The organism is Sphingomonas sp. AP28 (assembly GCF_056680455.1).
In genome coordinates this window covers 2,888,893-2,910,103 of the sequence record NZ_CM155283.1, presented here as the reverse complement: position 1 = coordinate 2,910,103, position 21,211 = coordinate 2,888,893, and the positions used below count along the sequence as shown (strand labels likewise).

General features: G+C 65.5%; 19 protein-coding genes. 9 read left to right on the top strand and 10 right to left on the bottom strand.

The genetic code is table 11. The features are described 5' to 3' along the window. The first annotated feature begins 20 nt into the window (after positions 1 to 20). The 5 genes from AC1MH0_RS13430 to AC1MH0_RS13410 all read left to right on the top strand — a co-directional run bounded on the left by AC1MH0_RS13430 (position 21) and on the right by AC1MH0_RS13410 (position 4,895). On the top strand, positions 21 to 344 hold the full coding sequence (locus AC1MH0_RS13430; RefSeq protein WP_480963193.1) for a hypothetical protein: 324 nt from the start codon (positions 21 to 23) through the stop codon (positions 342 to 344). Next, positions 341 to 1,900: a PepSY-associated TM helix domain-containing protein gene (locus AC1MH0_RS13425; protein WP_480963192.1), complete on the top strand. Its 1,560-nt coding sequence runs from the start codon at positions 341 to 343 to the stop codon at positions 1,898 to 1,900. Before AC1MH0_RS13430 ends, AC1MH0_RS13425 begins: the two co-directional genes overlap by 4 nt. Beyond that, positions 1,893 to 2,198, top strand: a complete 306-nt coding sequence (locus AC1MH0_RS13420) for a hypothetical protein (RefSeq protein ID WP_480963191.1) — start codon at positions 1,893 to 1,895, stop codon at positions 2,196 to 2,198. The genes AC1MH0_RS13425 and AC1MH0_RS13420 overlap by 8 nt, the downstream gene beginning before the upstream one ends. 86 nt (positions 2,199 to 2,284) lie before the next feature. Further along, positions 2,285 to 3,631 carry an amidohydrolase family protein gene (locus tag AC1MH0_RS13415; protein WP_480963190.1) on the top strand — a complete coding sequence of 449 codons (1,347 nt, stop codon included), beginning with the start codon at positions 2,285 to 2,287 and terminating at the stop codon, positions 3,629 to 3,631. A gap of 133 nt (positions 3,632 to 3,764) precedes the next feature. Beyond that, positions 3,765 to 4,895 carry an alpha/beta hydrolase gene (locus tag AC1MH0_RS13410; protein ID WP_480963189.1) on the top strand — a complete coding sequence of 377 codons (1,131 nt, stop codon included), beginning with the start codon at positions 3,765 to 3,767 and terminating at the stop codon, positions 4,893 to 4,895. A 698-nt stretch (positions 4,896 to 5,593) separates the two neighbouring features. On the opposite strand, the gene AC1MH0_RS13405 is transcribed toward AC1MH0_RS13410, so the two are convergent. The 7 genes from AC1MH0_RS13405 to rpmI form a co-directional block, all read right to left on the bottom strand. Next, on the bottom strand, positions 5,594 to 7,162 hold the full coding sequence (locus AC1MH0_RS13405; RefSeq protein WP_056484981.1) for a peptide chain release factor 3: 1,569 nt from the start codon (positions 7,160 to 7,162) through the stop codon (positions 5,594 to 5,596). Between the two features lie 331 nt (positions 7,163 to 7,493). After that, positions 7,494 to 8,375 carry an aldose 1-epimerase family protein gene (locus AC1MH0_RS13400; protein WP_480963188.1) on the bottom strand — a complete coding sequence of 294 codons (882 nt, stop codon included), beginning with the start codon at positions 8,373 to 8,375 and terminating at the stop codon, positions 7,494 to 7,496. A gap of 290 nt (positions 8,376 to 8,665) precedes the next feature. Next, positions 8,666 to 11,164, bottom strand: coding sequence for a phenylalanine--tRNA ligase subunit beta (gene pheT / locus AC1MH0_RS13395; protein ID WP_480963187.1), 2,499 nt, complete (start codon positions 11,162 to 11,164; stop codon positions 8,666 to 8,668). Then, positions 11,161 to 12,255: a phenylalanine--tRNA ligase subunit alpha gene (gene pheS / locus AC1MH0_RS13390; RefSeq protein ID WP_480965743.1), complete on the bottom strand. Its 1,095-nt coding sequence runs from the start codon at positions 12,253 to 12,255 to the stop codon at positions 11,161 to 11,163. The genes pheT and pheS overlap by 4 nt, the downstream gene beginning before the upstream one ends. Before the next feature lie 22 nt (positions 12,256 to 12,277). Next, positions 12,278 to 12,607, bottom strand: a complete 330-nt coding sequence (locus tag AC1MH0_RS13385; RefSeq protein WP_121885696.1) for a GIY-YIG nuclease family protein — start codon at positions 12,605 to 12,607, stop codon at positions 12,278 to 12,280. A gap of 334 nt (positions 12,608 to 12,941) precedes the next feature. Next, positions 12,942 to 13,307, bottom strand: a complete 366-nt coding sequence (rplT, locus tag AC1MH0_RS13380; protein WP_056054375.1) for a 50S ribosomal protein L20 — start codon at positions 13,305 to 13,307, stop codon at positions 12,942 to 12,944. Positions 13,308 to 13,326: 19 nt separating this feature from the next. Continuing rightward, positions 13,327 to 13,530 carry a 50S ribosomal protein L35 gene (gene rpmI, locus AC1MH0_RS13375; protein ID WP_031395289.1) on the bottom strand — a complete coding sequence of 68 codons (204 nt, stop codon included), beginning with the start codon at positions 13,528 to 13,530 and terminating at the stop codon, positions 13,327 to 13,329. Positions 13,531 to 13,698: 168 nt separating this feature from the next. On the opposite strand from rpmI, the gene AC1MH0_RS13370 reads away from it, so the two are divergent. Further along, positions 13,699 to 15,834, top strand: coding sequence for an AsmA family protein (locus AC1MH0_RS13370; protein WP_480963186.1), 2,136 nt, complete (start codon positions 13,699 to 13,701; stop codon positions 15,832 to 15,834). Between the two features lie 590 nt (positions 15,835 to 16,424). On the opposite strand, the gene AC1MH0_RS13365 is transcribed toward AC1MH0_RS13370, so the two are convergent. Beyond that, on the bottom strand, positions 16,425 to 17,264 hold the full coding sequence (locus tag AC1MH0_RS13365; RefSeq protein ID WP_480963185.1) for an inositol monophosphatase family protein: 840 nt from the start codon (positions 17,262 to 17,264) through the stop codon (positions 16,425 to 16,427). Positions 17,265 to 17,354: 90 nt separating this feature from the next. On the opposite strand from AC1MH0_RS13365, the gene AC1MH0_RS13360 reads away from it, so the two are divergent. Together AC1MH0_RS13360 and AC1MH0_RS13355 are read left to right on the top strand one after the other, a co-directional pair. Next, positions 17,355 to 17,894 carry a peroxiredoxin gene (locus AC1MH0_RS13360; protein WP_480963184.1) on the top strand — a complete coding sequence of 180 codons (540 nt, stop codon included), beginning with the start codon at positions 17,355 to 17,357 and terminating at the stop codon, positions 17,892 to 17,894. 93 nt (positions 17,895 to 17,987) lie between these two features. Beyond that, positions 17,988 to 19,043, top strand: a complete 1,056-nt coding sequence (locus AC1MH0_RS13355) for a GGDEF domain-containing protein (protein WP_480963183.1) — start codon at positions 17,988 to 17,990, stop codon at positions 19,041 to 19,043. A 416-nt stretch (positions 19,044 to 19,459) separates the two neighbouring features. On the opposite strand, the gene AC1MH0_RS13350 is transcribed toward AC1MH0_RS13355, so the two are convergent. Together AC1MH0_RS13350 and AC1MH0_RS13345 are read right to left on the bottom strand one after the other, a co-directional pair. Further along, entirely contained in the window at positions 19,460 to 20,074 is a 615-nt protein-coding gene (locus AC1MH0_RS13350; RefSeq protein WP_480963182.1) for a YbhB/YbcL family Raf kinase inhibitor-like protein, read from the bottom strand. 3 nt (positions 20,075 to 20,077) lie between these two features. Further along, positions 20,078 to 20,590: a hypothetical protein gene (locus AC1MH0_RS13345; RefSeq protein ID WP_480963181.1), complete on the bottom strand. Its 513-nt coding sequence runs from the start codon at positions 20,588 to 20,590 to the stop codon at positions 20,078 to 20,080. A 100-nt stretch (positions 20,591 to 20,690) separates the two neighbouring features. On the opposite strand from AC1MH0_RS13345, the gene AC1MH0_RS13340 reads away from it, so the two are divergent. Beyond that, positions 20,691 to 21,116, top strand: a complete 426-nt coding sequence (locus AC1MH0_RS13340) for a DUF1810 domain-containing protein (RefSeq protein WP_480963180.1) — start codon at positions 20,691 to 20,693, stop codon at positions 21,114 to 21,116. Positions 21,117 to 21,211: the final 95 nt, after the last annotated feature.

The following is a 21,211-nucleotide window of genomic DNA, read 5'->3' as shown; positions in this document are numbered from 1 at the left end:
GGAAAAATGACAAAATGTTCATGCACGGCCGGATCCTGAAAGCCGGCCCTTTTCCCTCGGGCCGAAGAGTGCGCCCGTTCGTCTGGAGGATGGCGCTACGCAGCGTGACGGCGCTGGTCGGCGGCTATGTAGCGGCGGCGGTGCTGGCGACGTTGATTGCCTGTCTGTTGCCCATCGCGCGCGTCGAAGCGACGAGCTGGGGCATGATCCTGTCGTTCCCGATCTATACCGGAATCGCCTTGTGGTGCTTTCACGAACACCGGCTTTTGCGAGTAGCGGCCGCAGTGTGGGGGATCGCGACCTTTGGCGGCGGATTGCTCTGGCTGCTCGGCGTTCGTCCATGACCTCGGCGGTCGGAACTACGCTGCGCCAGAGCATGGCGTGGATCCACGGCTGGCTGGGGTTGCTGGCGGGATGGATCCTGTTCGCGATGTTCCTGACCGGCACCGCGAGCTATTTCCGGCCCGAGATCACGCAGTGGATGCAGCCGGAATTCCGCGCGACGCCTGTGTCGACCGCGCACGCCGCACAGACTGCGGTCACGCATCTGCAACGCGTCGGCGCGGACGACCTGCAATGGTATATCTACCTTCCCGATGCGCGGACTGCGGTCACGCGGATCTTCGAACAGCGCAAGCCGGACCCCAAGGCCGCCAAGCGTCGCGCGCCGGAGATCGTGCTCGATCCCGCGACCGGTGACGACGTGCACGCCCGCGAGACCCGCGGCGGGGAGCATTTCTATCGCTTCCATTTCCAGCTGCAATTGCCGCATCCCTGGGGACGCTGGCTGGCCGGGCTGTGCGCGATGTTCATGCTCGGCGCGATCGTGTCGGGCGTCATCACGCACAAGCGCATCTTCGCCGACTTCTTCACGCTGCGCTGGAACAAGGGGCAGCGTAGCTGGCTCGACGCGCACAATGTGTCCGCGGTGCTGGCGCTGCCCTATCACGCGATGATCACCTATACCGGGCTGATCACGCTGGTGGCGATGTACATGCCGTGGCCGGTCGTCGCGAACTACGCGAAGCCCGCCGATTTCGCGCAAGCCGCGTTCGGCACGCCGTCCGAGCGCGAGGCGACGGGTACGCCGGCTCCGCTGGTCGCGATCGGCCCGCTGGTCGCGGATGCTGAGCGGCGCTTCGGTGCGTCCGTGGCGACGGTCGTGGTGCGCAACCCTAACGATGCCGCGAGCACCGTCACGCTGTACCGTCATTCGAGCGCGTCGCTCAACGGAAGCGGGCCGTCGGTCACCTATGCGGGCAGTGACGGACGGTTCCTGGAGGGCGCCGCCGATGTCGGGCCCGCGCTCGCCACTGCGGGCGTGATGCTGGGACTGCACGTCGCGCAATTCGCGGGCCCGGCGTTGCGCTGGGCGTATTTCGTGCTGGGGCTGACCGGCGCGGCGATGGTTGGCACCGGGCTGCTGCTGTGGACCGCCAAGCGTCGCAAGCCGGGCGCGGTGCCGTTCTTCGGACTGAAGCTGGTCGAGCGGCTGAACATCGGCGTCATCGCCGGCCTGCCGATCGGGATGGCCGCCTACCTTCTTGCCAACCGCCTGATCCCCGCCGACGTCGCGAACCGCGCCGATACCGAAGTCGCGACGATGTTCTGGGTATGGGGCGGCGTTGCGCTCCTGCAATTGCTGCGACCGGCGCGCCGCGCGTGGACCGAGGGGTTCGCGATCGGCTCCGTCACCTTCGCAGCTATCCCGGTGGCCGATACGCTCACCACATCGCGTGGGCTGCCCGGATCGATGCTGTCCGGCGACACGCTATTCGCAGCATTCGACTTCGCCATGCTCGCGGTCGCCGCTTTGCTCGCGCTCGGTGCATGGCGGTCGGCCCGAAGCAAACCCGCCGCAAAGATCCGCAAAACACTCCCGGAGACCGTTCATGCTTGAAGCTACGATGCTGTGCTTCTTCGGCTGGCTGCTGCTGGCGGCGACTGCGTTCAAGTATCGCCGCGACCTCGGTATCGTTGCGCCGTCCGCTATCCGCGCCCTGCGCATTGTCGCGTCACTCGTGCTCGCGGTGGCGCTGTTCCACTGTGGCGCGCCGCTGACCGGCGAGCGGTTCGTGCGGTTCCTTGGCGCGGCGTCGATCGCTGGCGTCGCACTGGTGATGCTGCTGTCGTTCAAGCCGGTCGAGACGATGCAGCCGGTCCGTATCGCGCTGAAGGTCGCGCGCGCTCGGCGTTGACGGACACGGATCGGAACGGGCGTCATCCGCTGACGTTTCAGGGAGATGGCGTCCCGTCGGCGCATCCTCCCGAGAAGGACATCATCGTGCGCCGAACCAAAATTTCCGCTCGCCTCGGCACGATCGCCCTCGCGGCATCGGCCCTCACCGCCGGATCCGCTACCGCGCAGACGATCGCGCTGACCGGTGTCCGGTTGATCGACGGGCGCGGCGGCGCACCCGTGGACGATGCAACGGTGGTGATCGCGAACGGACGGATCGTCGCTGCGGGCAAGGTCGCGGTGCCGGCGGGCGCGGAACGGCGCGATTATCGGGGGCGCACCGTGTTGCCCGGCTTCGTCTCGGACCATAGCCATGTCGGCCAGGTGAGCGGCACCGAGACGGGTGCTAAGAACTACACGCGCGCCAACATCGTCGCGCAGCTCGCCCAGTATCGCCGCTACGGCGTGACAACGGTGACGGCGCTCGGCAACAACGGTCCGGCGTTCGTCGGGATACGCGCCGACGCGCATGCCGGACGGATCGACGGCGCGGACCTATTCGGCGTGATGCAGGGGATCGGCGTTCCCAACGGCGCGCCACCGCAGGCGATGCTGAAGGTCGGGCCCGACCAGCTGTTCCGCCCCTCGACGCCCGAGGAAGCCCGCAAGGCGGTCGCGATGATGGCCGCGGAGAAGACTGACCTCGTAAAGTTGTGGCTCGATGATTTCGGCGGCAGCGTGCCGGTCAAGATGACCCCTGCCGTCTACCGCGCGGTGATCGCCGAGGCGCATGCGCGCGGGCTGCGCGTGGCGGCGCATATCCACGATCTCGCGGATGCGGAGGCGATCGTCGCGGCGGGCGCGGACATCATCGCGCACGGTATCCGCGACACGCCGGTGCCCCCTGCGTTCGTCGCGACGCTGCGGGCGAAGGGCGTCTGGTACATTCCGACGTTGCAGCTCGACGAGGCGACGTTCGCCTGGGCCGATCGCGCGCCGTGGACGCAGATGCCGTTCGCCCGCGCCGCGCTGTCGCCTGCCCTTGCGCAACAAGTCGACGATCCGGCGTGGCGGGCGAAGATTCTCGCCGATCCGAAGACGGCAGACGCGCGGAAGTCGCTGGCGATGAACCTGCGTAACCTGAAGACGCTGTACGACGCCGGCGTGAAGATCGGGTTCGGCACGGACAGCGGCGCCAACGCGGTGCGCGTGCCGGGCATCGCTGAACACCGCGAGCTGGCACTGATGGTCGAGGCGGGGCTGACGCCCGAGCAAGCCTTGCGGGTCGCCACGGCTGCGGGCGCGGACCTGCTCGGATTGCGCGATCGCGGCCTGATCGTGGCCGGAACGCGCGCCGATTTGCTGGTCGTCGATGGCGATCCCACCCGCTCGATCGCCGACGTCGACAAGGTCGTAGAAACCTGGGTCGCAGGACACGCTGCGCCATTTTAATACGACGGAGAGCAACTTCAGCAGCAAAAAACACGTGTGAAAAGCGTTGGTTACAAGAGCCTGCGGGAACGTAAACCCGATCACGCGGTTCTAAGCGGCGAGTGGGGGCACTCGAAACAGGATACCATACCGCATGACCAACCGCTCATCGCGCACCCTGATGGCGCTCGCCACCGCGACCTTGATCACGACATCGGGTATCGCCCTGACGAGCGGCGCGATTGCGCAGTCCGCACGGTCGGTCGATGCGCCACCACCGCCGCCGCCCGCACCGACCGCGACCCAGCCGGCAAAGGCCGCGCCCGACATGCAGGTCGTGCTCGACCAGCTCGCCGCGCTCGGTGGCAAGCCGATCGAGACGCTCACGCCAGCCGTCGCGCGGATGCAGCCGTCGGCAGCCGATGGCGCCAAGCAGGTCATGATCAAGCATGGCCTGTCGGCAACGCCTGACGCGACCGTGACGACGCGCGACGTGCCCTATGGCAGCGACGCGAACCAGTTCGCCCGGATCTACAAGCCTGCGTCGCTCGCCAACGCCAAGAACCTGCCGGTCGTCGTCTATTATCACGGCGGCGGCTGGGTGATCGCAACGGTCGACACCTACGACGCGGCACCACGTTTGCTCGCCAAACAGGTCGGTGCGATCGTCGTGTCGGTCGAGTATCGCCATGCACCGGAGTTCAAGTTCCCGGCACAGCATGACGACGCAGCAGCCGCCTATCGCTGGACGCTGCAGAATGCGGCAAGCTGGGGTGGCGATCCGCGCAAGATCGCGGTCGCAGGCGAGAGTGCCGGCGGCAATCTGGCGGTCGCGACGGCGATCTACGCGCGCGACAACCGGCTGACCACGCCGCTGCACATCGTATCGGTCTACCCGATCGCGAACAGCAGCATGACGCTGCCGTCGCGGATCGATTCGGCGAACGCGAAGCCGCTGAACGGCGCGATGCTCAAGTGGTTCGGCTATTATTACCAGACCAATCCCGCCGATGCGCAGGACCCGCGGCTGAACCTCGTGAAGGCAAACCTGCGCGGCCTGCCGCCGACGACGATCATCAACGCGCAGATCGATCCGCTTCGCTCCGATGGCGAGACGCTGGCAGCGGCGATGCGGGCGGCGGGTGATAAGGTTGAGCAGCGTACTTTCCCGGGTGTGACGCACGAGTTCTTCGGCATGGGCATGGTCGTGCGCGGCGCACAGGACGCGAACATGCTGGCGATCGCCCGAATAAAGGCTGCGTTCGCCGCCAAGCCAAGGCGTTGATCTAGGTGGGCCGAGGTGGCGTTAAATCACCTCGGCCATTTTCGACAATATTCCGGTCCGCGCGGGTTATCCGACGATGCGAGGTGCCGCACAGCGTACTTGGGGAATGTGTATCGCCAAGTAATTTCGAACGCTGAACTCTATGATCCAATCGGGCGGCGGCATCCTTCCGATAATAGGCGTTATCCAGTCTCTGCCCATCTGTGAGCTGTTAAATGCAGCTACTCCTCGGCAATCAGTTGCGAGCAATCATTTTCTTTTTTTGTTGATCATAACCCCGAATTACCCATGACGAGTCAACGGTTTACGATATAATATCGTCTCAGTTCACAATTTAATTACAGATTATGCCAATATTTGATATCCCATCTATCCGAAGTGGGGCTGATAGATGAACGTTCAAGTTATGGTTACTAGTGTATTACTAGTTGCCGCCATCGTGGTCGCAGTACGATGGCAGCGAAAGCTTGCGCGTACTAAACGATATGGGGCGCGACGGCATCGGCATCGCAAACCAACCAGGCGCGACAATTGGGTAGCGAAAGTGCTGCGAGACAACCCCGCACGACGCATGATTGAGCGACGTCACTACAGATCGCCGGGCAAGACGGACCAGACGCTGTAGCCCTGACGTTGCGGCCGACGAGGACCGAAGACTTTGATAAGTTTTCGGAGACCTGGTCAGCTCCGGCGGTCTTTTATCTTTCGCGCGTCGCAGCGAAGCGGATCTTGGCGTAGCGCTCGGCGATGTAGTTCACTTCCCAGGCGCTCTTGGCGAGGAAGACGGGGTTGCCGTCGCGGTCCTTGGCCATCGCGCCGCGGTTGATCTCGGCGAAGGTCTTCAGTTCGAGCGGATCTTCCGCCGAGATCCAGCGTGCGGTCTCGTACGGCGCCGGCTCGAGTCCCGCCGCGACCTTGTACTCCGCATCCAGCCGCGAGAGCAGCACTTCGAGTTGAAGCTGGCCGACGACGCCGATGATCCAGTTCGAGCCGATGTCGGGGTAGAACACCTGCGTGACCCCCTCCTCGGCCATGTCGTCGAGGGCCTTGCGCAACTGCTTGGTCTTGGTGAAGTCCTTGAGCACGACGCGGCGCAGGATTTCCGGCGCGAAGTTCGGCAGGCCGGTGAAGCGGATCGCGGCCTTCTCGCTGAGCGTGTCGCCGACCCGGAGCGTGCCGTGGTTGGGGATGCCGATGATGTCGCCGGGGAATGCCTCGTCCGCGAGTTCGCGGTTCTGTGCGAAGAACAGGATGGGAGAGTGCACTGCGATCGGCTTGCCGTGGCCGGTGGGCGTAAGCTTCATGCCGCGCTTGAACACGCCCGAGCATAGCCGCATGAACGCGATGCGGTCGCGGTGGTTGGGGTCCATGTTGGCCTGCACCTTGAACACGAAGCCGGTGACTTCGGGCTCGTCCGGAGACACGGGCGCAGGCTCGGCTGGCTGCGCGCGTGGTGGCGGGGCGTAGTCGGCGAGTGCGGCGATCAGTTCGGCGACGCCGAAGTCCTTGAGCGCCGAGCCGAAATAGACTGGGGTCAGGTTGCCTGCGCGATAGGCTTCGGGGTCGAAACTCGAATAGCCGCCCTGTGCGAGTTCGGCTTCGTCGTTCAGGCGGATCATCGCTTCGGGGCTGAGGATTTTGGCGAGTTCGGGATCGTCGATGCCGGTGAACGGGATCGCCTTGCCCATGAATTCGCGGCTGTCGCCCTCGGGGCGGCTCAGCGTGTTGGCGTAGAGATCGTAGACGCCCTCGAACTCGCCGCCCATGCCGACCGGCCAGCTCATCGGACACACGTCGAGCTGGAGCATCTCGGCCACCTCGTCGAGCAGCGAGAACGGATCGCGGCCCTCGCGGTCGACCTTGTTGACGAAGGTGATGATCGGCACGTTGCGCAGGCGGCAGACCTCGAACAGCTTCCGCGTCTGCGGCTCGATGCCCTTGGCGGCGTCGATCACCATGACCGCCGAGTCGACCGCGGTTAGCGTGCGATACGTGTCCTCGGAGAAGTCTTCGTGGCCCGGCGTATCGAGCAGGTTGAAGGTGATCCCCTGGCGCTCGAACGTCATCACCGACGAGGTGACCGAGATGCCGCGCTGCTGCTCGATCTTCATCCAGTCGGAGCGCGCGCGACGCGTCTGGCCGCGCGCCTTCACCTCGCCGGCGAGATGGATCGCACCGCCGAAGTAGAGGAGCTTCTCGGTCAGCGTGGTCTTGCCGGCGTCGGGATGCGAGATGATCGCGAAGGTGCGGCGGGGAAATTGGGTCATGGCGTGGGTCCGGTGAGCCGAGTCGTCGGACTTGGCTGGGAAAAGAAGGTTAGGCCGGGTTAGGCCAAGCTGCAGCCCGCGCGCGGTGCGGCGGGATGCAGTGGGAAAACGCGGCGGGCTTGGCGCCGCTCTTGGCAGATGTAGGGCGTGGAGGACAGAGGGCGCTTGGGGCGAGGTGTTGTGACAGGACCCCGTCTGCTCCCCAAACGCAACGCTCTCCCCTCCCTGAAAGGGAGGGGTTGGGGGTGGGTCGGTCGGCTTTGGCCGCAACCGTGCCATGATGCGGAAACCGACCCACCCCCTGCCCCTCCCTTCCAGGGAGGGGAGTCCGTCAGTGCTCGGCTGCCAGCGTCACGCTCATGCTGATGCGCTTCGTACCCCCCGCATCGATTTCGAACACACCGGGCTTGTCACGATAATCGCCGGTATAGCCTTCGGGGTCGGCGATGCCGTGCCAGGGCTCGACGCAGACATAGGCCGCGCCGGGTTTTGTCCAGATGCCGAGCTTGGGGGTGTCGGGGAAGGCGATCTTCAATTGCGGGCCGGTCTTAGCGCCATAGGTGACGGCGTCGGAATGGATCGGGTCCCAGACCAGCGCATCCTTGGCGAACAGCTCGTCGCGCAGGGCGATGACGCGGTCCTCGACCGGCGAGGGGCGCTCGTCGACGGCGATCTGGCCGTCGGGGCTGATCGCCTTCAGCTTGCCGGGTTCGTCCGCGTCGAACGTGATGCGGTGATCGGCGCGGGGTTCGCCGTAGGGGAGCGGCCAGGCGAAGGCGGGGTGAAAGCCGAAGCTTGCCGGCATCGCCGCGTCGGTGCGGTTGTGGATGTGCGCCTTCAGCGTGAGCGTCGCGCCGTCCAACGTGAAGACGATGTCGAGCGCGAACGCGAACGGGTAGGCCTTCCGGGTTTCCTCGCTGTCGGTGAGGCGGAAAGTGGCGGAGTTTTCCGACTGCGCGACGACGTCGAACGTCGAATGGCGCGCGAAGCCGTGCTTCTGCATCGGGTAGGCCTGGCCATCGAGGCGGATGACGCCTTCGTTGACGACACCGACGACGGGGAAGAGGATTGGGGCGTGACCGGTCCAGAAGGCCGGGTCGGCGTTGGTCATCAGTTCGCCGCCGTCGGCGTCGTGGAGATGGGTGAGTTCGGCACCGTGCGGGTTGATCTGCGCGGTGAGGTGATCGTTGGCGATCGTGATCAGGTCGGTCATGGGATTCCTTCCGTGAGCTTCAAACGCGCGAGGTCTCAAAACGCTCACCTCACTCCACCCCGGCGAAGGCCGGGGCCCAATTGGGGGACGTTGCCAACGACGCGCATCGCTCCGTTATACCGGCCTTACCACTTGGGCCCCGGCCTCCGCCGGGGTGGTATTAGTACGCCAGCGCGTGCCCTCACCCTCGCCGCCTTCGGCGTCTCTCCCTCTCCCCTGCGGGGAGAGGGAAGGGGCCCGCGGCCGCTTGGCCGTGGGAGGGGTGAGGGCACGTTTGGTCATCCACGCGCTTAGACGCGCAAGCTCGCGCCTTGTTTTGCGGCCGCTGCGACCACCTTGTCGGCGATCGCCTTGATCTCTTCGTCGGTGAAGCTCTTGGCGGTCGGTTGCAGGACGATCTCGACTGCGACCGACTTGTGGCCGTCCTCGACCCCTGCCCCGGTGAACACGTCGAACACGCGGGCCGAGACGATCGCGACCTTGTCCGCCCCCTTGACCGCGCGGACCAACGTGTCGGTCGCGAGCGCCGCCGGCACGAGGAACGCGAAGTCGCGGCGGACGGCTTGCAGCGCCGGCGGCGTGTAGGCCGGGCGCGCGAAGCCGGTCGCGCGCTTGGGGGGAATCGCGTCAAGGTAGACTTCTACCGCGGCGACGGCGCCGTCGAGGTCGAAGGCCTTCAGGACGGAGGGGTGGAGCATGCCGAAGCTTGCCAGCACCGTCTTCGGCCCGAGGCGGAGCGTACCCGACTGGCCGGGGTGCCATGCGTCGCCGGCCTCCCCCATCACTTGCAGGTTATCGACGGGCGCGCCCGAGGCGGCGAGAAGCGCCAGAGCTTCGGCCTTCGCGTCATAAGCGTCGAAGGTCGCCGCTTTCCCATCGCGCCAGCCACGGGGGCGGCGGTCGCCCGCGAGGACTACGCCGAGTGTCGCGCGTTCGGCGTCGGCCAGATAGCGGCGGCCGATCTCGAACAGGCGGACGCTCTGCTGGCCACGCTTGAGGTTACGCCCCGTCGCTGCGAGCAGGCCGGGGAGCAGCGACGGACGCATGACTTTCAGGTCTTCGCTGATCGGGTTGGCAAGCGTCCAGGCACCGCCGCCGAAGGGGGCTGCTTCGGCTTCGGAGAGGAAGCTCCACGTTACCGCCTCGTCGAGCCCTCGGGCCGCCGCCGCGCGACGCGCCCTACGTTCCAGTTTCTGCTCGGGCGTAGCGGTCGGCTTGGCGACGCCGGGCATGCGCGGGAGCGGCGTCGAGGGGATCGAGTCGATGCCCTCAATGCGGACGACTTCCTCGACGAGGTCGGCGGGGCCGTCGACATCGCGGCGCCAGGTCGGGATCGTGACCGGCCATTTGCCTTCGATCGTCGAGAACAGCGCGTCGCTGAACGCGTCGGCGGACTGGATCGCGCCGATCGTGAAGCCGAGCGACAACAAGGTTCGCGCCTGGCGTTCGGGGGCGACGTGGAGGCCACCGAGCTCTGCGCTGAGGCGCGGGTCGTAGTGCATCACGCGGGGTTCGAGCGGGGGTTGGCCAGAGCGCGTGACGTCGCTCGCCGTGCCGCCGCAGATGTGGAGGACGAGTGCGGTGGCGATCGCGAGGCCGTCTTCGAGGAACGCCGGATCGACGCCGCGTTCGAAGCGGCTGCGCGCGTCGGAGGTGAGCGTCAGCTTCTGCCCGGTGCGGGCGATATGGTCGGGATCGAAATACGCGCATTCGATCAGCACGTCGGTGGTGCCCGCGGAGACGCCCGAATGCTCGCCGCCCATGATGCCGCCGATGTCGTGCACGGCCGTGTCGTCGGCGATGACGGTCATGGTCGCGTCGAGCGTGTAGGTCTTGCCGTTGAGCGCGACGACCTGTTCGCCGTCCTTGGCCTTCCGCGCGACGAGGCCGCCGGAGAGTTTGGCGCGGTCGTAGACGTGCAACGGGCGGCCGAGGTCGATCATCAGATAGTTGGTGATGTCGACGAGCGCGGAAATCGGTTTCTGGCCGATCGCGATGAGGCTGCGGCGCATCCATTCGGGGGACTCGCCGTTGGTTACGCCGGTTACGGTTTGGGCGAAGAAGGCGGGGCAGCCCTCCGGATCGAGCGTTGCGACATCGGGTCCGGATCCAGCCGTTGCTCCGCCATTGCCGCGACGGTGGGGATCGAGTTCGCCGTCTGCCCCTGCCGCACCTTGGGTCCCGGCGTCCGCCGGGATGACGGAGGGGGTGGGAATGGTCAGTGGCGTCAACGTGCCGAGGCCGGCGGCGGCGAGATCTCGGGCGATGCCGCGGACGCCCATGCAGTCCTGGCGGTTGGGCGTGATCGCCACGTCGATGACCGGGTCGGTGAGGCCGGCATAGTCGGGGTACGGCGTGCCGATCGGCGCGTCGGCGGGCAGTTCGATGATGCCGTCATGATCCTCGCCGAGTTCCAGTTCGCGCGTCGAGCACATCATGCCGTTCGATTCGACGCCGCGGATGCTGGCGAGCTTCAGCGTCACGTCGAGCCCGGGGACGTAGGCGCCGGGCGCGCCGAACACGCCGACCAGGCCGGCGCGTGCGTTGGGGGCGCCGCAAACGACCTGGAGGGGTCCGTTACCGGCATCGACCGACAGGATCTGGAGCTTGTCGGCCTGTGGATGGCGTTCGGCGCTGAGCACTTTGGCGATCTTGAACGCGGCGAGCTTCTCACCGGGGTTCTCGACGCCTTCGACTTCGAGGCCGATGCGGGTCAGCGCCTCGACGATCTGGTCGAGCGTGGCGCTGGTTTCGAGGTGCTGCTTGAGCCAGCTTAGGGTGAACTTCATGCGCCGACTCCGCCGGACAAGGTGGGGACGTCGAGGCTCGAAAAGCCGTAATGCTTGAGCCAGCGGATATCGCCGTCGAAGAACGGGCGGAGGTCGTCCATGCCGTATTTGAGCATCGCGAGGCGGTCGATGCCGCAGCCGAACGCGAAGCCCTGCCATTCGTCGGGGTCGAGCCCGCAGGCTTCGATGACCTTGCGGTGGACCATGCCCGAGCCGAGGATTTCCAGCCAGCCATCGGGCTCGGCGCCGCCGACGACGCGCTTGCCCTTCACCAGCGTGTAGCCGACGTCGATCTCGACCGACGGCTCGGTGAACGGGAAGTAGCTGGGGCGCAGGCGAAGGACGATGTCGTCGCGCTCGAAGAACGCCTTCACGAAGGTTTCGAGCGTCCACTTCAGATGGCCGAGCGTGATGCCCTTGTCGATCACAAGGCCCTCGACCTGATGGAACATCGGCGTGTGCGTCGCGTCGGAGTCCGAGCGGTAGGTGCGGCCGGGGGCGATGATGCGGATCGGCGGCTTTTGCGCCAACATCGTGCGGATCTGGACCGGGGACGTGTGCGTGCGGAGGAGCGAGAAGGTCGTCTTCTCGTCGGCGGTGCCAGCGGCCTTCGCGTCGATCCCCTGCTGGAGGTAGAAGGTGTCGTGCATCGCGCGCGCAGGATGCGTCTCGGGGATGTTGAGCGCGGTGAAATTGTGCCAGTCGGTCTCGATCTCGGGACCGGTCGCGACCGCGAAACCAAGATCGGCGAAGATCTCGGCGAGTTCGTCCATGACCTGGCTGACCGGGTGGATCGTGCCGGCGGGCGTGGCGTCGGCGGGCAGCGTCATGTCGAGCGTTTCGCTGGCAAGACGCGCGTCGAGCGCGGCGCGTTCGAGCGTGGCTTTCCGCTCGGCGATGCCGTTGGCGACGGCTTCGCGAAGGCCCTGGATAAGCGGGCCTTGGACGAGGCGCTCGTCCGGGGTCATCTTGCCGAGCGTCTTCAGCAGCGCGGTGATCGTACCCTGCTTGCCGAGCGCCTCGACCCGACACGCGTCGAGCGCATCGAGCCCGGATGCGGCGGCGATCGCCGTCAGCATGTGGTCGCGCATCTGGTTCAGGTCTTGCGTCACGTCATACTCCCAGGGCGGGTTCGGTCAGGCGGGGCAGCCCGAGGCCGATACCCAGATCGTCCCAATTTTCGTTGCGCGCTTCGATCAGGTCGATCTTCCACGCTCTTCGCCACTCCTTTAGCCGCTTCTCGCGTACGATCGCGGCCTCCATCGTGTCGAACATCTCGTAATAGGCGAGACGCTTGATGCCGTACCGGCGAGTGAAGCCGGGGATCAACCCCTCTCGGTGCTGAACCAGCCTTGCGAGCAAGTTTGAGGTGACGCCAATGTAGAGCGTGCCGTGGCGGCGGGAGTGGAGGATGTAGACGCAGGGCTGGAAGGTTTCGCGCATTTCGTGCTCCCCTTGTGCCCGCGTGGCGGATCATTTTGATCCATCATCAACACTCCTGTCATCCCGGCGGACGCCGGGACCCACGGTAGCGGGCCGGGTGATGGTAGCACGTTATTGCCGGCTCCGCCGTAACCGTGGGTCCCGGCGTTCGCCGGGATGACGGATAGGGGTTAGGCGGAACGGAGGTTAGGGATCGAGGATTGAGTTTGCGGTTGCGGTTTGCATGGCGAAACCTCGCGTTCCACCAGCGCTCAAACACTTCACGCCCCCAAACGCAGAAAGGGCGCCGGTGGTCTCCCACCGACGCCCTTCTAAACCTCACCTCAGTCGCGGATTACGCGGCTTGGGGGAGAGCCGCCTTCACCTGGGCGACGATGGCGCTGAATGCAGCGCCCTCGTGCATGGCGATGTCGGCCAGGACCTTCCGGTCGAGTTCGATCCCTGCAAGCTTCACGCCGTGCATGAACTGCGAGTACGTCAGACCCTCGGCGCGGACGCCGGCGTTGATGCGCTGGATCCAGAGGCCGCGGAACGTGCGCTTCTTAACCTTGCGGTCGCGATAAGCGTACTGTCCGGCCTTCTCGACGGCCTGACGGGCGATGCGGATGGTGTTCTTGCGACGGCCATAATAGCCCTTCGCCTGAACCAAAATACGCTTGTGCTTGGCGCGGGTGGTAACACCCCGTTTTACGCGTGCCATTGTCTAATTCCTTCTCAGCTCAACGCAGGCCGTAAGGCGCCCAGGCCTTCACTGCTGCTGTATCGGCCTTCGACAGCAGCTTGGTGCCGCGGTTCTGACGGATGTACTTGCCGTTGTGATGCGCCAGACGGTGACGCTTGCCGGCGACGCCGTGCTTGAGCAGGCCGGTGGCGGTGAGCTTGAAGCGTTTCTTGACGCCGCTCTTGGTCTTCAGCTTGGGCATTTTTATCCTTTCGGTTACGAAGGAGGACGCTGAAATCGCCGCGGCAGCCCACACTGGCCGGGCGATTCGTAGAACGCGTTCCCTTCGAGGAAGCGGGCCGCATAGACGCAATGATCCGCCATATCAACCGTTGTGGAACTGACGCGGCTGTCGTGCGATAGGCGAAACATGGACGACAGCCCGACGCAGCCGATCGAGACCCCTTCCGCGACCCCGGAAGCAGCCTCTGCGCAAAAACGTCGCAAGCGGCGGATACTGCGCAACATCCTGCTCGGGATCGTCGCGGTCCTCGTCGCGATCTGGATGGTGCTGTACATCACCAAGGGGCGCTTCCTGAAGCACCCGTTCGAGCGCGTCGTCGGCTCGCTCACCCACCGTACGCTGACCGTGCGCGGCGATTTCCAGCTTTATTTCGCGCCGTTCCGCATCAAGCTGTACGCGGAGAACTTCACGCTCTCGAACCCCGACTGGGCGAGCAAGCCGAATCTGTTCCAGGCGGACAAGCTCGACACGCGGATCGCGCCGCTGTCGCTGCTCTTCGGCAAGCGACGCTTGTACTGGCTCGATCTCGTCAACGGCGCGGTCGACCTCGAGTGGAACGCGGCGCATTCGGCGAATACCTGGACGTTCTCGAACAAGAAGGGTGGCAAGCCGCTCGAATTCCCGCGGATCGATGTTGCCACGGTCACGGGCACGACGGTGCGCTATCTCGATCCCCGAATGCGCGTGCTGGCGGACCTCAAGGTCGCCGATATCCGCTCGGTCGACGCGACGATCGGCCGCGCGGTCGGGCTGACCGGCAAGGGGCGGCTGCGCGAGACGCCGTTCACGCTGACCGCGCAGTTGCTGTCGCCGGACGCGACCGCCAATCGCGGGCAGAACAAGCTGGTCGCGCGGGCGCGGGCGGCGGGGAACATCATCGACGTCGCAGGCACGCTACCGAGCATCGCCGATGTCGAGAACGTGCCGCTCGCCGTCACGGCACGCGGCGCAAACCTGTCGACGCTGCTGGGCGTGATCGACGTCGCGATCCCGAACACGCGGACCTACAAACTGCGCGCGCAACTCATCAAGCAGGGCGACGAATACGCCTTCACACACCTGCGCGGCTTTGCGGGCCGGACCGATCTCGCGGGCAAGCTGACAATTACCAACGGCGCGCGCATCCATCTCGATTCGGTGCTCACGACTAAGAGCCTCGACATCATCGATGCGGCCCCATTCATCGGCTTCAATCCTGACATCGTTGAGTCGAAGGGCGCGGTGGCGGCCGCTGCCGCGACGGGCGCCGCGCCGCAACGGCTGCTGCCCGACGGGAACCTGCCGGTTGCGACGATGCAGATCTTCGATGCGGACCTGAAATGGACGATCGGGGTGGTGAAGTCGCGCAACCTGCCGATCTCCAACATTGACCTGACGCTCGATCTGGAGCGTGGGCGGCTGGCGCTGTCGCCGCTGACCTTCTCGATGGCGCGCGGCAACGTGGCCTCGGACGTCATCTTCGACACGCGCGCACGGCCGAGCGCGGTGTCCTACGACATCCGCCTCGCGCCGACGCCACTGGGCCGGCTGCTCAAGGGCTATGGCCTGACCGAGGCCGGGACGACCGGGACCGTCAAGGGTCGCATCAAGCTTGATGGCCGGGGCGACTCGATCCACGATTCGCTGGCGTCGTCGCGTGGCCGGATCGCGTTCGTGTTGCCGTCGGGCGCGCTTTCGGTGCGCAACGTGCAGTTGGCTGAACTCGACATCGGCACGTTCGCGCAGCGGATGTTCCAGGGGAAGCTCGACGAGCCGGTACAGATCAATTGCGGACTGATCGGCTTTACCGTGCGCGGCGGTGTCGCGGCGGCGGACCCGATCCTGATCGACACGCGCAAGAACGTGATCGTAGGTCGTGGCGGTTTCAGCTTCCGCAACGAGGCGGTGGATCTGGCGTTTCGGGCGGATTCGAAGAAGTTCAGCCTGTTTGCCGGGCAATCGCCGGTTAGTGTCGGCGGTTTGTTCGCGGCGCCAAAGCTCAACGTGATCTCGAAGGACCTGCTCGCGCGGGTCGGCAGCGGGCTCGGGCTGGCGCTGGTGGCGACGCCGGTCGCGGGGATTCTGGCGTTCGTCGATGTCGGCGATGCGAAGTCTACCGCGTGCGGGCCGGTGCTCTCCGGGGCTACGGCGGCGGCGCAGCGGACCACCAAGGGCCAGCCGCGCGATGACGTGGGGCATGGGACGACCGCCAAGGCCGAGGACGGGAAGACGAATGCTGCGGAGAAGAAGGGGCAGCGGAAGAAGTTCCTGGGGATCTTCTGAGGGGCGGCGAGGATAGTACGCCCCTCTCCTAGCTTGCCCGTCTTGGCGTCAGGCGAGCGCCGGTTCCGATGGTTGGGCTTGTGCAGGCGGCGGCTAGCGTTGTGTGTCCATGGATCCCGGCGTCCGCCGGGATGACGGACCGGGTGTGATCAGGGCTTGGTGGTGAACATACGGGCCGGTTGCTGTCTGTGGCCAGTTGCTGTCTGTGGCCGGTTGCTGTCTGTGGCCGGTAGTCGCACGTAGGTGTGAAGTCGATGCGCTGTTCAAGCTTGATCGCAGCGTTCGAGCTGGATAGCGGCCTGGCCACGACGCGGCCATCGCTGAGCACTCACTCCTCACCACACCAACCCCGTCACCCCGGCGGACGCAGGGGCCCCTGGTTGTGTCAGCTCAGACAGCTAGCGCTCCGTGTCCGTGGGTCCCGGCGTCCGCCGGGATGACGGAGGGGGATGGTGATGTAGGGCTTTGCGGTTTGCGAGACTGCTGTTGTGCCCTTCCACTTGCGGCATTGGGAAGCGCCAATCGCGTGCCGGACGCCAGTACGTACGTCCTGCCCCCCCTAGCCCCTCCCGCACGCGGGAGGGGAACCTTTATCCATGGTCATGGCCGTCATGCGCATCGTGATCGTGGCCATCCTGCAAGCGGTGCATCGCCTCCAGCACGTCGTCCATCCGCGCCGGGTCGCCGATCGCCAGCACATGACCTTCGCTGTCTGCGGTCAGCGGGTCGCCGTTCCAGTCGCACATGCGCCCGCCCGCGCCTTCGACTACCGGCACCAGCGCGGCGAAGTCGTAGAGCTTGAGACCCGATTCGCAGACCACATCGAGATGGCCGCTCGCGAGCAGGCCGTAATTGTAGCAGTCGCCACCATAGACAGGCCCCTGCCGCGGGTTGCCGCCCGAGATCGCAGCGACCAGTGCCAAGTAGTGCGGCACGTCGACCTCGTCGAACAGATGCGGGCTGGTTGTGGCGATCGTCGACCCCGCTAGTTCGCGGCAGGTGCGGGTGCGGACAGGTACGCCGTTCAAAGTGGTCGGACGCCGCGCTACACCGACCCAGCGTTCACGCTGGATCGGCTGGTCGATGATCCCCAGCACCGGCCAGCCATCCTCGACCAGCGCGATAAGCGTCCCGAAGATCGCGCGGCCGACGGTGAAGCTGCGCGTGCCGTCGATCGGGTCGAGCACCCATTTGCGGTTGGTGACGCCCGGCTTCTCGCCAAACTCCTCGCCGACGATGCCGTCGCCCGAGCGTTCGGCGTCGAGCAGCCGGCGCATCGCGGTCTCGGCCTCGCGGTCGGCGCGGGTGACGGGGGACTGGTCGTCCTTGATCTCGACGCCGTGCTCATGGCGGAAATAGGGTCGGATGACGTGGCCCGCGGCATCCGCGAGGCGGTGCGCGAGATCGATATCGGCTTGGGTTACTGGCATATTTCCAGCCTATCGAGCGCGAGCGTCACGGGCAATGGACGGATCGATCACGCCAGCGTAGGTCATTGCGATCTAAACGGAGTATCATCCATGCGCCTCGTCTCGACACTTGCCACTGCCGCTGCCCTCCTCGTCGCGGCGCCTGCGCTGGCGGCACTCGCGCCCGGCGCCAAGGCTCCGGATTTCACCACGCGCGGCGCGATCGCCGGCAAGGTGTTCACCGTCCACCTCGCCGATCAGCTGAAGAAGGGCCCGGTCGTGCTCTACTTCTTCCCGGCGGCCTATACCGGCGGCTGCAACGCCGAGGCACATGCGTTTGCAGAGGCCATCCCGGCGTTCACCAAGGCGGGTGCGACCGTGATCGGCATGTCGGCCGACAATGTCGAGACGCTCAGCAAGTTCTCGGCCGAGAAGTGCGCGGGTAAGTTCGCGGTCGCCAGCGCCGGGCCGAACGTGGTCAAGGGCTATGACGTCGCGCTCGGCAAGCAGATGGCAGGGCGCGACATCACCAAGCGCACCAGCTACGTCATCGCCAAGGACGGCCGCATCGCGTTCGTTCACGACGAGATGAACCCCGAGGCACATGTCTCGACGACGCTTGCCGCAGTCCAGAAGCTGACGGGCAAGTAAGGATCGATACCGGACCGGCAAATACCTGCCGGTCCGGTGACATTATGATAACGCTTTCGGGTCTATCGCCTCTGTAGGGACGCGGGGGATAAGATGCGCGGTGTCAAAATAGCGGGTTCGTTGTCGCATTCGGAACCGAATGCCGCGCTTTTCGAGCGAATCGGACTGTTCCTGGACGAGCACAAACTCAGTCCAGACCCCGCTCATTACGCGTTCGCGTTCGCGGTGCTGTCGGCCCCCGACGGCGGGCTCGCAGAGGCAGTCGCGCGGGTCACACGCAACGGCGTCCGGTTGACCCGGTCGGATATCGAGCAGCTTGGCGGAACGGTCGTGGATGGACCTCCGCTCGCACTCCCGCGTCGCGCCGGCGAAAAGGAACGAGCCGCGGCGGATACGACGCCGGATACCGCCGTGGCGTTGGTGATCGAAACGCAACAGCAGGTCGACGGCTTCGCGCAGATCGTCCGGACGATACGCGAAGAGACGCACGGTTTCGGACGCGACCTGGCCGACAGTGCGGCGGCGATCACCCAACTGGCCGAAATCGATGGCGTTGCCGAGATCACGAGCACAATGATCAAGCGTATCCACGACAGCGAAGTCCGCTTGGCGGCGGCAACGGCGGAAACGGATTCGCTGCGGTCGAAATTGGCCGAAGCGCGCGACACGGCACGGCGCGACGTGTTGACCGGCCTGCCCAATCGACGCGCGTTCGAGGAAGCTTTCGCGGCACGCGACCAGGATGCCGGACCCTATTGCATCGCGTTGTGCGACATCGATCGGTTCAAGCGCGTCAACGACGTGCATGGCCACGCGGTCGGCGATCGCGTGCTCGTCGCGATCGGGCAGGCGATGGCCGTAGCCTGTGCGCCGCACCTCGTCGTGCGGCACGGCGGCGAGGAGTTCGCGATGCTGTTAGGTGGCGTAGACCTGGTCGATGCCGCGGCAATACTCGACTCGGTTCGCGCGACCGTCGCTGGCAAACGCTTTCGCAATCGCGAGACCGACACCGCACTCGGCATCATCACCGTATCAGCCGGCGTTACCGCCGTGCAGGCAGGCGAAGCGGTCGACACCGCGTTGCAACGTGCCGATCGCCTGCTCTATACCGCCAAGTCGGACGGCCGCGATCGGGTTTGCACAGGCTGATCCCGGTAATTGGCGTAATTCGCGACCGAGACATGGTGAGTTTCCCCAACTCGATTACCCTCAAATAAGATTATCCTGGATCTTCAAGAGGTTAAGAAACTGGCACGCGCCATGCAGATCAATCGATATCGGCAGCCGGATGGTCCGGCGCCCGGCCATCGAAGGACTATCTCATGTCGATCCGTTTCGAAACCGCTCAGCGTATTGCCTTCTCGCTCGTCGGCGCACTGTTCTTCGCAGCCGTCGCAGTCGGTACCGCCGTCCCGATCATCCCCATCGCCTGAGCGGGACACCCATCACCATGAACCGTAGCATCCTCATCGGCCTCATCGCCTTTTCGACCACCATCCTGCTGATCGCGACACAGACCGGCGACGTCCTCGCCTGACCGACGAGGCGCCTCTCGGGCATCGAGATCAGGCGGGCGTAGCCATTCCGACCGGCCCCACGGGGGCTTCTTCCTCACGCGAATAAGTCCCGATCAGCAGGCCCGCCGCCAGCACTTGGCCCGTGATGGCCTCGATCACCGCCGAGCGCCCCGGCGTGGTGCCAACCTCCCCTGCCCCCGCACCGATTGCAAAGACCTGGAATGCATAGCGATGCTCGCCGTGACCGCTGGGCGGATCGGGTAGCAACCAGCCTTCGCGCAAATAGGAATTACGACCGACATCAACGGTACCAACGCCTTCTCCGTCCGCGGTAATGGCGCCTTCCGCCAGATGACCCGCATCGGCTTCCAGACCCCAGACGATCGCGTGGACCAGAGGTTGTGGGGCCGGAGCATCGGCATCCTCGACGATCAGGACCATGCGCTCAGTCCCGACCGGCGGTTCGCTCCAGACGAGCGGCGGCGATACCCCTTCCCCATCCGCGGTGAAGCGAGGCGGCAGCCGAGCCTCATGCGCGAATGCCGGGCTGGTCAGATCGAGCGTCTCGAAATCCTCACCGAGTTGGACGATCGCAAGCTTGTCGGTGCCGGCACGCAGGCCGCTCATCGCGTGGCCAAGCCAAGCGGGGATGTGTTCGAGCATGACTTATCCTTCCGATGGGCAGGTTTCGGCACGACGCACAGGCGCCGCACCATCATACCAGTCGCTCTGCGGGCCCATCTTCGCAGCATCATGGTAGCAGACCTGCGTCTTGCCGCGCTTCGGGTCGACGATCACCGTCCAGTTGTGATCGCCGCAATTATGCTCTTCGCATCCCCAGGATGCGACCCGGTCGCCCATCTTGAAAACCGGCGTGGCAGGCCCCGATCGACCGCGGATCATCTCGCGCAGCTTCGCATCGCCGACCGCGTTGACGAGACCCGTCGCGACGTCGGTGCGGTCGTAGAAATCGACGCCACCGACGGCATCGTGCGGGTATTTGCCGACGTACGCGGTGACCGGCGTCGTCTGCGCCTGACCGGCGATGGGTGTAGGCGCGCGCGTTTCGGGCGGCGTGAAACCGCTGGGCGATGCGGTCTTCGTCGGGTCGTCGTTCTGTCCGCATCCGCCGGTGATGAGCGGCAGCACGAACGCCGCGACCGCGATTGCCCTCTTCATGATAGCACCATCGTCATCGCCTGATCTCCTGAACCCCCTGTGCAACGCATCGACGGGTATCGCGGTTGCGAAGACGACGGGGCACGACCATCTCGATCCTATGGCTCATGATCTCGACCGTTTCGTAATCGCGCAGGACGGTGTCTATTCGGAAGCGCTTGCCGAGTTGCGGCGGGGTGCGAAACGCAGTCACTGGATCTGGTTCATCTTTCCACAGATTGCCGGACTGGGGCAAAGTCCGATGGCCAGAACCTATGCGATCGCCTCCGCCGACGAGGCACGCGCCTATCTTGCGCATGAGATACTTGGGCCGCGCCTGATCGAGGTCACGCGCGCCGTGACTGCCGCAGAGGGCTCCGCAGAAACGATCCTGGGCGGGATCGATGCGGTGAAACTGCGGTCGTCGATGACGCTGTTCGCCGCGGTCGCAGACGATCCGGCACCGTATCGCGCGGCACTCGACCGGTTCTATGGTGGCAAGGGCGACCAGGCGACGCTGGACCTGCTTGCGGCGCACCCGCGATAAGACGGCCCGCGATAAGACGGCCCGCGATAAGACGGGTGTATCGTCGGCGAAAGGTGTAGCATTAAGCGGGGCCTTCCGCCCCATGAGGTATGGTC